The sequence below is a fragment of the Pseudoalteromonas sp. PAR1 genome, assembly GCF_947311895.1.
Classification (GTDB): domain Bacteria; phylum Pseudomonadota; class Gammaproteobacteria; order Enterobacterales; family Alteromonadaceae; genus Pseudoalteromonas; species Pseudoalteromonas lipolytica_C.
Genome location: NZ_CAMZMY010000035.1, coordinates 19,586 through 30,247 on the forward strand (window position 1 = coordinate 19,586; position 10,662 = coordinate 30,247).

At 39.9% G+C, this 10,662-nt stretch carries 10 protein-coding genes; 6 read left to right on the forward strand and 4 right to left on the reverse strand.

Features of this window, described 5'->3' with window-relative positions; all coding sequences use genetic code 11:
- Positions 1-38 precede the first annotated feature (38 nt).
- Positions 39-446 carry a response regulator gene (locus QL229_RS19490; protein WP_276605837.1) on the forward strand — a complete coding sequence of 136 codons (408 nt, stop codon included), beginning with the start codon at positions 39-41 and terminating at the stop codon, positions 444-446.
- A gap of 8 nt (positions 447-454) precedes the next feature.
- Positions 455-751: a PilZ domain-containing protein gene (locus QL229_RS19495; protein ID WP_135925330.1), complete on the forward strand. Its 297-nt coding sequence runs from the start codon at positions 455-457 to the stop codon at positions 749-751.
- Here QL229_RS19495 and QL229_RS19500 read toward each other — a convergent pair.
- Entirely contained in the window at positions 748-1,938 is a 1,191-nt protein-coding gene (locus tag QL229_RS19500) for a class I SAM-dependent methyltransferase (protein WP_135925327.1), read from the reverse strand. The two genes, QL229_RS19495 and QL229_RS19500, sit on opposite strands and share 4 nt — an antisense overlap.
- A 135-nt stretch (positions 1,939-2,073) precedes the next feature.
- Here QL229_RS19500 and QL229_RS19505 point away from each other — a divergent pair, with 135 nt between their 5' ends.
- Both QL229_RS19505 and QL229_RS19510 read left to right on the forward strand, forming a co-directional pair.
- Positions 2,074-2,721 (forward strand): HD domain-containing protein, encoded by a 648-nt coding sequence (locus QL229_RS19505; protein ID WP_135925325.1) that lies wholly within the window; start codon positions 2,074-2,076, stop codon positions 2,719-2,721.
- 1 nt (position 2,722) lies between these two features.
- Positions 2,723-3,115, forward strand: a complete 393-nt coding sequence (locus QL229_RS19510) for a VOC family protein (protein ID WP_135925323.1) — start codon at positions 2,723-2,725, stop codon at positions 3,113-3,115.
- 16 nt (positions 3,116-3,131) lie between these two features.
- On the opposite strand, the gene QL229_RS19515 is transcribed toward QL229_RS19510, so the two are convergent.
- On the reverse strand, positions 3,132-4,121 hold the full coding sequence (locus tag QL229_RS19515) for a two-component system response regulator (RefSeq protein WP_138558592.1): 990 nt from the start codon (positions 4,119-4,121) through the stop codon (positions 3,132-3,134).
- The gene (locus QL229_RS19520; protein WP_138558594.1) at positions 4,118-7,447 is read right to left on the reverse strand and encodes a PAS domain S-box protein; all 3,330 of its coding nucleotides are present in this window, start codon (positions 7,445-7,447) and stop codon (positions 4,118-4,120) included. Before QL229_RS19520 ends, QL229_RS19515 begins: the two co-directional genes overlap by 4 nt.
- A 136-nt stretch (positions 7,448-7,583) precedes the next feature.
- Between QL229_RS19520 and QL229_RS19525 the strand changes: the two genes are divergently transcribed.
- Entirely contained in the window at positions 7,584-8,654 is a 1,071-nt protein-coding gene (locus tag QL229_RS19525) for a GGDEF domain-containing protein (RefSeq protein ID WP_138558591.1), read from the forward strand.
- Here QL229_RS19525 and QL229_RS19530 read toward each other — a convergent pair.
- A complete protein-coding gene (locus QL229_RS19530) occupies positions 8,651-9,631 on the reverse strand; it encodes an ion channel (protein WP_138558590.1) in 981 nt (326 codons plus the stop codon). The genes QL229_RS19525 and QL229_RS19530 overlap by 4 nt on opposite strands.
- Before the next feature lie 101 nt (positions 9,632-9,732).
- Here QL229_RS19530 and QL229_RS19535 point away from each other — a divergent pair, with 101 nt between their 5' ends.
- On the forward strand, positions 9,733-10,413 hold the full coding sequence (locus tag QL229_RS19535; RefSeq protein ID WP_138558589.1) for a SprT family zinc-dependent metalloprotease: 681 nt from the start codon (positions 9,733-9,735) through the stop codon (positions 10,411-10,413).
- Positions 10,414-10,662 lie beyond the last annotated feature (249 nt).

Below are 10,662 nucleotides of genomic sequence, written 5' to 3' on the forward strand. Positions count from 1 at the left end.
AGTCAAATACGTGACTACTAAAAGGAGAGAGTGTGGGCATTGAAAAGGAAAGACCGATTTCTATTCCAGAGCGCAGCATAAATCGGCCTCAACAAACTATCTTAATTGTTGATGATGAATATTTTAATTATGAGATGCTCAAAGCAAGTTTAGGAAATGAGTTTTCGCTAAGTTACGCGAGTTCAGGGGCCTCTTGCTTAACATCGGCTATTGCTGAGCCCCCTGATGCAATCCTTTTAGATGTATGTATGCCTGGCCTTGATGGTTATGACACGTGTCGATTATTAAAAAATACACCTGAAACAGCAAAAATTCCTGTGGTTATGGTGTCTGGACTTGAGACAGAGCTTGAGAAAAAAGCGGGTTTTGATGCCGGATGTGACGCCTATGTAGTGAAGCCATTTTCTGTTAAAACACTTATTGAGAAAATAAAAACACTGGTATAGGAGGCCATATGTTTCATGAGGAGAAACGTGACTTTCGCCGTATGCAAATTCACACCCCCGCAAAGTTAATTCCGCTAGAAGGCGGAGAGGGCAAAGAAGTTGCTGCAATTTGTACAGATTTAAGTGCCACAGGGTTAGCTGTGCAGCTTGATGATGTATTAGAAATAGGTAGCTTGTATCGAGTGTTAATTGCTTCTACAAGTACAGCAATTACTTCATTTGATGCAACAGCCCGTGTGATACGAGCAACCAAGGAGCAAGATGGCTCCTTGAGTGCCGGTTTAGAAATTGTAAATTTTAACTAGTAAACCTTACAGATCAGGCCTTTCAGATAAAAGCCTTCTGGGTAGCTGCCAGCAATTGGGTGGTCGGCAGCTTGGTTTAGTCGCTCCATGATCAATAAGTCTTTACCTGCATCAAGGGCAGCATCCGCAACCACTTTTTGAAATAAGTTTTGTTCCATTAATCCAGAGCACGAGAAGGTGAGTAAGGTTCCACCTGGTTTTAAGATTTGCATCGCAATCATATTGATATCTTTATAACCACGACACGCACCCGTTAATTGCGCTTTGTTGTCAGCAAATTTTGGTGGATCCATAACGATAGTATCAAATTGCACACCTTCATCACGGTATTGGCGTAATAACTTAAAGACATCTTGCTTCACAAAATCAACTTTAGATAAATCGAGGTTGTTGTGCTCAACGTTACGCTTAGCAGTATCAAGCGCTGGCTGTGACACATCTACGTTAGTAACGTGCTTACAGCCACCACGTAACGCATAAAGCGAGAAAGTACCTGTGTAGCTAAAGCAGTTTAATACTGTTTTGTCTTTAACAAAGCGCTCAAGAGCAGCACGACTATCACGTTGGTCTAAATAAAAGCCTGTTTTGTGGCCTTCAATAATGTCTACTTCGAGTTTAAGGCCATTTTCTTCGATGATGACAGGTTCTGTTGGTTCCTTACCCCAAAGTAGGCCCTTGATTGGCTCAAGACCTTCTTTAGTGCGAACATCAACATCTGATCGTTCATAAATATCGCAACCTGGGAAAATAGCCATCAGTGCAGCAACAATTTCACCTTTATGGCGTTCTGCACCGGCACTTAGTAGTTGACAAACAAGTACATTATCAAATTTATCGATAGTAATACCGGGAAGGTAATCAGACTCAGCAGCACTTAAACGAAAACCGGTTAAACCGCCTTCGCTGATCACCTGCTCGCGGGCTGCATAGGCACGGCGCAAACGTTTTTCAAAGAATGCTTGGTCAATGATTTCGTTTTGATCGAAGCTCCATACGCGAGCGCGAATTTGCGATTGCGGACTGTAAGCAGCAATGGCTAAAAACTTACCGTCATTGTCATAGATAGTGACAGTATCCCCTAGTCCTGGCTTACCTTTTACTTTCTTAATGGCTTTTGAGAACACCCATGGGTGTTTTCTTTTTAATGATTTTTCACGTCCAGCTTGCAGGTAAATAGCAGATGACATAGGGATTCTCGCGTCAAACAAAAGGGGGCATAGTTTAATGAAGCACTGACAAACATACAATGAATGTTTTGAACAAATCCAGCAAGCACGCTAAAGTAAGCATAATTTCAATTAGTTAATGGTAATAGCCTGTATATGCAGCCAGAAATAGACTTTGCAGCTTTAGAAACTCAGTGTCGAGATTTTATTATGTCTTTACTCCATGCCGATGTCGCACACGATATAAGTCATATCGAGCGTGTTGTGAGGGTTGCAAAACAGTTATGTATTGCCGAGCAGGCAGAAATGGCAGTAGTGTTACCAGCTGCTTGGTTACATGATTGTGTTGCGGTTGCAAAAAATCACCCAGACCGTGCAAAAGCATCGACTATGGCCGCAGACAAAGCGTTGAGTTTTTTAGCCTCAATTCATTATCCTGAGCAGTATTTTAGCGCAATTCATCATGCTATTGCGGCACATAGTTTTAGTGCCAATATCAAAGTACAAAGCGTCGAAGCGCAAATAGTGCAAGATGCTGATCGAATGGATGCATTAGGCGCAATTGGGGTAAGCCGCTGTATGAAAGTAGGGGGCTCAATTGGTCGCTACCTGTATCATAAAGACGATCCATTTTGTTTAAACCGCGAACCAGACGATACAAAATATACCCTCGATCATTTTTTCATTAAGTTGTTACACATCAGCGAGAGTATGAACACGCCATCAGCAAAGGATGAGGCTAAACGACGTACAGAATACATGCTCGCATTTTTAGAACAGTTGAAAACTGAGATAGGGGAGTAACATGGCTATTCCGTCACTATCTGGAGTTGATCACTGCCACTTAAATGTTGATGATTTAGCGGCTGCAGTAAAGTGGTATCAACAAGTACTTGGTTTTAGTGTGGTACCTGAACTCGCTTTTTGGGATGAAGGAAAAGGCCCTTTAACTTTAGAAGATCAAGCAAAGACGATTCGTTTGGCGCTATTTGAAGCAGAAGGCACAAGTAAAGGAATTGCCTTTGGCGCAGATGCAGCACAGTTTTTAGCGTGGCTTGAGCATCTAGCTCAATTTGATATTAAAACCGTTGTTGCAGATCATGGTGTTACTTACTCAATGTATTTTAAAGACTGTGCCGGTAACAGCCATGAAATTACTTCTCACGATTATGAAGCAATTAAAAAAGGCCTCAAATGAGGCCTTAAATACACTATTAGTTGCTATAAGTGTTTTTGATTTCTATGATGCTGTCTATTTGACCGATAAATAAATCGATAAGTTGTGGGTCAAAATGCTTACCGGCTTCGTCTTTCAATAAGTCGATGGCTTCTTCAACTGACCAGGCTTTTTTGTAAGGGCGCTTCGACGTCAATGCATCAAATACATCTGCAATTGTGACAATACGTCCTTCAATACTGATCTCTTCGCCTTTAAGGCCATACGGGTAACCTGTACCATCCCATTTTTCATGGTGTTCAAGCGCAAGCTTATGAGCGAGCTGTAATAATGGCGAACTTGAGTTTTCTAGAATTTTAGCGCCAATGAGAGCATGTTGTTTCATATGCTCATACTCTTGCTCATTTAAACGTCCTGGTTTTAAAAGAACAGCATCAGGAATTCCTATCTTGCCGATATCATGCATAGGCGCTGCTTGCCTAAGCTGCTCTGCTTCATGCTCACTCATACCATAGGCAAGTGCTAATATTTTACTGTAACGGCTCATACGAGAAATGTGCTCGCCAGTGTCGGTGTCTTTGTATTCTGCGGCGCGGCCTAAGCGTTGGATCAAATCAATATGCGCCAGTTGTAACTGTTCAGCATGAACTAACGATAGATGGTTTTTTACACGAGCCTTTACGATCGCAGGGCTAATTGGTTTGGTAATATAATCGACTGCACCAAGGGCAAAGCCTTCAGATTCATCTTGCTCATGAGAGAGCGCGGTGACAAAAATGACAGGAATATGCGCTGTTTTTGGGTTTGCTTTTAATACTTTACAGACTTCAAAACCAGTCATATCTGGCATCATGATATCCAGTAAAATTAGCTTTGGTGGTTCATTTTCAACAAGCTGCAATGCAAGCTCGCCAGACTTAGCAAATGATAGCCGGTAATCTTTAGAGAGCACTTCTCTGAGGACTTTGAGGTTTGCAGGTTCGTCGTCGACTACAAGAATTCTTTCACGTTCTGAAACGGGAGTCATTTGTGTTCCTTAGCAGCTAAGAGGCATTGCTTTAACTCAGTTAAAGCCTGCATCGCTGCATCAAAATCAAAATTATCAAAATGCGCACAAATTTCAACAACCCTGTCTTTATACTCCGCTGGGGTCTCTGTTTGAACAAGGTTTAATAGTTCATCGTCTATTTCTGCGTGTTCAGCTTGCGTGAGCAGTTTATTAACTTTAGCTATTAATGCGCCTATGGGAATAGCGTGCTCCAGTGGTTGATCAACTTTTGATTGGTTAAGGTCCCCAAGCTGAGAGTAAAGAATACGCCATTCTTGTTCACACTCGTCAATCAGTGCAGCAAAGCTATCCTTTTCACGCTCTTTTTCAGCTAAAGTCAGTAGGTCTAATAACTTTGCAAGTGCTAAATTCCCTGCAACACCTTTTAATGTATGTAAAATTGATTTTTGCTCTGCTTCGCTGAGTGTGGATCCCTTAAGTCGTAGAATACTATGTTGGTGGTTAGCTAGGAATAAGCCAATTTCAGTATTTAGCTTTTCTTTCGAACCCCACATTAACACCCCTTTATCGTAGTTTATGTGTTTTTTATCATTACTTTCGTAGTAATCATGGGTAGTACTAATGTCTAAACCAAGTACTTTGGCTATTTCATGATTTAGTTGACTAATGTCCACAGGTTTATTCGCAAAGCCATTCATGCCAGCTTGTTTAGTGGTCAACTTATCTTGTTGAAGAACGCTTGCGGTGAGGGCGATAATTGGCGTAACTTTTATTTGTTGTATCTGCTCTAATTCCCGTATCTTCTTACACGCGGTTAAACCATCACACTCAGGCATATGAATATCCATTAAAATGACATCGAAAGTTTGCTTTTCGAACGCTGCAATAGCCTCAAAACCATTGCTTGCGGTTGTGATAGTATGACCTGCCTGCGATAACAAGATTTTAAGTAGCTCGATATTTTGCTCAATATCGTCAACAACTAAAATTCGCAAAGGTGGTAAGGTGAGCTTACTGTGATTAAGAATATCAACCTGTTTTGCATCTCCCTCTTGTAAGGGGAGCGTGAAATAAAAACAACTACCTTGTCCTTCATCGCTAATTACATTGATAGTCCCACCCATTAATTCAACTAATTGCTTGCTGATAGTCGTACCAAGACCTGTGCCTCCAAAACGTCGAGTCATTGTGCCATCAGCTTGCTCAAATGGTTGAAAAATAGCATTTAAACGGTGTTTAGCAATACCAATACCTGTGTCTTTAATTTCAAAGAAAAGTTGATTATTTTGCGTTTTACTGACGCTGACTGTCACAGAGCCTTGCTCTGTAAACTTGATAGCATTGCCTAGCAAGTTATTCATAACTTGGCGAATACGAACTTCATCACCGATATAAACAGGTGCAACATCGTCGTTGATCTTCAGATCAAGCAGTAAATTTTTTCGCTTTGCTTCAAGCCAAAAAGTAGAAACGATGTTATCGAGCAGAGTCTGTAAATTAAAATGCTCAAGTTGTATGTCGAGTTTGCCCTTTTCTAACTTAGCAGAATCTAATACTTCATTAAGCAAGTGCAGTAATGAGCGTGCTGACTTATTAACGGTAATAATATGCTTTTGCTGTTCTTTACTTAATGGGCTATCCATTAAAATATCACTAAAGCCAATAATAGCATTCATAGGTGTGCGAATTTCATGACTCATATTTGCCATAAATGATTGCTTCGCATGAGCCGCAGCCTCAGCTTCTTGTTTTGCTTGCTTTAGTGATTCTTCATATTCATGACGAGCCGTGATATCGATTAATACACCATCAATGCACTTTTTATCAGTATCGACAGTTTCGTTTACTAATCCTTGCTCTAGTAGCCAGATAATCTTACCGTTGCGATGGCGAATGCGATATTCAACGGCGTATTGAGTGTTGTTTACTGCAGCATTTGAGATAATTTCATTAATAGATTGTTTATCATCGCCATGAATGATTTGCTCAAAATTAATTCGACCTGAAACAAACTCATCAGGGCTGTATCCCGTTAAATCTAAAACGCTGGGGCTAATAAACAGCATGCTCCAGTTTTCGTCTAATAGGCACCGAAATACAGCACCCGGCATATTATCCATCAAGGTGCGGTATTGTTTCTCTTTTTCTTCAAGACTTTGCTGCAAAGCACGCTGTTCTGTTAGGTCAGTAATAAAACCGACAAATAGTGGCTCTTTGTCTGGTTGTTTTACTTCGCCAAGCCCTAACCGGATAGGAAATAAGTATCCATGCTTGTGTTTAGCATAAACATTTCGGTTTACCCCGATGATTTTTTTAACTTCATGATTACTGCTATTTGATAAGTAGTCATCATGTTGAGCTGCAATATCATCATTCATTAGTATTTTTACATTTTTGCCTAACACTTCGTGTTGCTGCCAGCCAAAAATGTTCTCTGCTGCTTTATTAAAGCTCAATATCACTCCTTTGATGTTGATAGTCACAATACCATCAACAGCAGTGCTTAAAATGGCTTCTAGACGAGATTCTTCTGCAGACTTTTCAGCGAGTAGCAAGCGAAAACGCACCATACCGTTAAATATTCCGACTAGAGTGGTAAGTAATACGGTGGCGAATGAGACGCTAATTGCAATAAAAACCAGCTGCGATGTTTGGACATTTTCAGATAGCAGAGGGGATGTGGCTACAAACCGAGTTGCGGCCATACCCATGTAATGCATTCCTGATACTGCAAAACCAAATATAATGGCGCAAATAAGGCGATTTTGGAGCGCTGATAGTGCCTTGAAGTGATCACTCAAATGAAAACGTGAATACAATCCGATAAAAGATAAAAGGACAGCAACAATTATGGAGGCTGAAAACCAGCTAGGGTCATAGCGAAGCAGAGGGCTTAGCTCCATTGCAGCCATGCCTGTATAGTGCATTGTGCCAATACCTGCTCCAAGTAAAACTGATCCCAAGGCCAATTTAATTGCACGCGGGATACCCGACATATAATGGCGCCTGAAGATTGAAAAGCATATGTAACAAGCTAAAAATGCCGGTAGGAACGATAAAAACGTGAGTGTGGGGTCGTAATTAACTGTCGTACACAGAGAAAAAGCGAGCATACCGATAAAATGCATACTCCATATCCCACCAGACATTACTAATGCGCCCGTTGCACTGCCTAACCTTTGGTACGAGATAAACTCAGTCTTGTTTGCTAAATCTATAATATAAAGTGAAAAATAGGCGGCAAAAATAGCTGTTGCGATTGAAAGCGTCACTAATGTGGGGTCGTAGATCCCATTAACAATTAAGCTGGGATTTTGATCGGTTATAAAAAACGTATTTATCATCATATTTATTCGTCACTGCCTTTATAACTAGTCTAATATAAATTGTTAGTTATTTTGAGAAAATACTCTAACTAAACTTCGTAGGTTTTAATTCCTTGGCTATATTTAGTTAAAAAGGAGTATTTTGAGGTGGTAAATGCGTAGAACTGAACAGACTTTAGTAGACCAAATGAAAATTAATGACGTTGAAATTCAGCACAGAATGAGTTTACTGGGGCTCACTTCGAAAAGTTTATCATCACTAATTAATTACAAACCAATTATTGAATCAGCGATTGAAAATGTGGTGAGTGATTTTTATAAAAAGCAAACAGAAGTCGATGAAATATCATTGTTAATTGGTGATGCCGATACATTAACCCGATTAAGAGATGCGCAGCGTCAATATATTATTGATTTATTTTGTGGTCGCTATGAGCATGAATATGTCAACAATAGACTAAGAATTGGTATGGTTCACAAACGTATTGGGGTAGAACCTAAACTCTATTTGTCGGCAGTTTGTACGCTTAAAGAATTGATCTTTGATGTGCTTAGAGAAAAGATTAGTGACCCCGCTGAATTACAACAAACTCTAACGGTTATTGATAGGTTAATTTATTTTGATACTACCTTAGTGTTTGATACTTACATAGATAGCTTAGTTGGAGAGATTGAGAACGCCAAACGTCGAACAGAAGTCTACGCAAAAGGACTTGAAGAAAAGGTCGCACAACGAACTCAAGAGCTTGAAAAGCTGGCTAAACTAGACCCTCTCACGAACCTTTATAATCGACGCGTAATGCAAGAGCTTTTACAGCGTGACTTAGCAAGAGCTCGGCGCCATAAATCACCGCTTACAATTGTCTATTTTGACTTAGATGACTTTAAATCAATCAACGATACGCAAGGCCATCAAAAAGGTGATGAAGTTCTTAAGTACATAGGCCAATATTTGTTGGAAAATATTCGTGAAATAGACGTTCCATGTCGTTACGGCGGTGATGAATTTTGCATCATTTTGCCAGATTGTGAAGTTGCTAGTGCAACCCATATCTGTGAAAAGCTAATAGGTATTTTTGAGGAGCAGTATCCGGAATTACATTTAAGTGTTGGCATAATCGCAGCCCCACTTGATAGCACTGTTGATGCAGAAGAACTAATTAACCGAGCAGATAAAAAAATGTATCAAGCTAAAAAGCACGTTGGTTCATACATTATGCTTTAGCGAGTCATACGTTTTACGAATACAACCACAAACAAAGCGAGAGAAAAACTACCACAAAATGCTTCTAATGCAGCAATAAATCGTGAAAAACCTATGGGAGTTATATCTCCGTATCCAAGCGTTGTGAATGTTACTACACTAAAGTAAAAACTATTCAATAAGGCAGATAAGTTGTCTTGCCAAGTGTTATCAAGGCTAAGTTGCAAAATTGTATCGCTATAGCTGACACCGAATAGAAAGTAACAAATTGCGCAGCAGATTATCAGCGAAAGGCTAAAGCGAATAACGTTTTCAGGCTTTTCACCATACCCACAAAGCATATCAATAAAACTCGACGTAATCTGTTTTGTTGATCCTTTTGGATATTGGGCATGGCGCATTCTAAGCTCTTTATAAGTAAAGTTGCCAGCCAGTTCAAAAAGTCCTTGTTTTTCAGATGCCTTCCTTAAGTTTCGATATATCTCTTCGGATTGTTCGAATAAGTCACGAGCTTCATCATACTGTCTATTTTTGCGAGCTTTAATGGCCTGTGCTTCTTGCAGTAAATGCTCGCCTAAATCGATATTGTCAATACGACTATCATTAAACTTAACCCCTAATAAGTTTGTATTCTTTAAATCGCAATAATGTAAGCTGGCATCGTGAAGATTTGCTTTCATTAATGATGCGTTAGCGATTTTGTTATTAAAAAGGTGTGCGCCTGATAGGTTTGCTCGATAGAAGTTACAGTAGGATAGGTCATATCCCTCCTCATCATCCTGCTTAATAAGATTAAGACCACTGAGGTTAGCGCGCTTTAGCTGTAACCCATGCAGTAAACCGCCTTTTTTCGCATAACGCTCTAATTTCTGGGTTAGATCTAGTCCTGACTTATCAAACTTACTATCGTGCCAAAAACAGAATCCAGACCCCATATCGGTTTCCAAGCATTTCTTTCCCGAAGGCGAGGTATAACTACAACAAGGTTTATCAGACATAAACATGAAAATTATTTGTTGGTCATCTTTATAGATTAGCAGTTATTTTACAGGGTAAAATGGAATCCATACTTTTTATTAATTGAATTGGCTTATATTTGTTGAACTACACCCTAAAGCGCAGTAAACGCAGAACCACAGTGGCAATTAAAGTTGCCCAGCAGAAACTCACTGTTTATGCGCCTTTTTATGTTCCACAAACTGAGATTGATGCCTGGTTAAAGACCAAGCAAGATTGGGTCGATGAACAAATTGCCAAACAATCCATTCATGCTGAACGCCGCCAACTTCCTCTTGTAAACGCGGCGATTAAGTTATTTGGACAAAATGTGCCGATAGTATTTGCTAAAGGCACTAAAAGCACTTGGCAACAAGATGCACAGTGTCGGCTTATTTTATCTATTTCATCACGGGTCAAACATCAAGAAGCAAACTATTTAGCACTGCTCGAGCAGTTTTTACACGAAAAGCTAGAGAGTTATATCGAAATGCGTGTTCATGATTATTGTTTGCAGATGTCTGAAGCTCTGCCCACAAAACTTAAAATTCAACATTATAAACGTCGTTGGGGAAGTTGTAATAAGCGTCGAGAGCTGACCTTTAATTTACATTTAGCGAGTGCACCGACATGGGTGATTGATTATGTGGTTGTACACGAACTTGCTCATCTTAAACATATGAATCACAGTGCTAAGTTTTGGCAACGTGTTAGACAGTTTTATCCAGACTATAAAAACGCTGAGCAATGGTTGAAACAAAATGGCAGTAGTTTGAGCTGGTAGCGATAAGCTAGAAAGAGTAAAGCTAAAAAGAGTAAAGCTAGAAAGAGTAAAGCTAGAAAGAGTAAAGCTAGAAAGAGTAAAGCTAGAAAGAGTAAAGCTAGAAAGAGTAAAGCTAGAAAGAGTAAAGCTAGAAAGAGTAAAGCTAGAAAGAGTAAAGCTAGAAAGAGTAAAGAGTGGTGGAGGGAGCTGGATTCGAACCAGCGAAGGCTGAGCCGTCAGATTTACAGTCTGATCCCTTTGGCCGCTCGG

Bases quoted from the DNA above. Each gene is read 5' to 3' on its own strand.
- QL229_RS19495 (WP_135925330.1), top strand. From the start codon at position 455: ATGTTTCATGAGGAGAAACGTGACTTTCGCCGTATGCAAATTCACACC.
- QL229_RS19500 (WP_135925327.1), bottom strand. From the start codon at position 1,938: ATGTCATCTGCTATTTACCTGCAAGCTGGACGTGAAAAATCATTAAAA.
- QL229_RS19505 (WP_135925325.1), top strand. From the start codon at position 2,074: ATGCAGCCAGAAATAGACTTTGCAGCTTTAGAAACTCAGTGTCGAGAT.
- QL229_RS19510 (WP_135925323.1), top strand. From the start codon at position 2,723: ATGGCTATTCCGTCACTATCTGGAGTTGATCACTGCCACTTAAATGTT.
- QL229_RS19515 (WP_138558592.1), bottom strand. From the start codon at position 4,121: ATGACTCCCGTTTCAGAACGTGAAAGAATTCTTGTAGTCGACGACGAA.
- QL229_RS19520 (WP_138558594.1), bottom strand. From the start codon at position 7,447: ATGATAAATACGTTTTTTATAACCGATCAAAATCCCAGCTTAATTGTT.
- QL229_RS19525 (WP_138558591.1), top strand. From the start codon at position 7,584: ATGCGTAGAACTGAACAGACTTTAGTAGACCAAATGAAAATTAATGAC.
- QL229_RS19530 (WP_138558590.1), bottom strand. From the start codon at position 9,631: ATGTCTGATAAACCTTGTTGTAGTTATACCTCGCCTTCGGGAAAGAAA.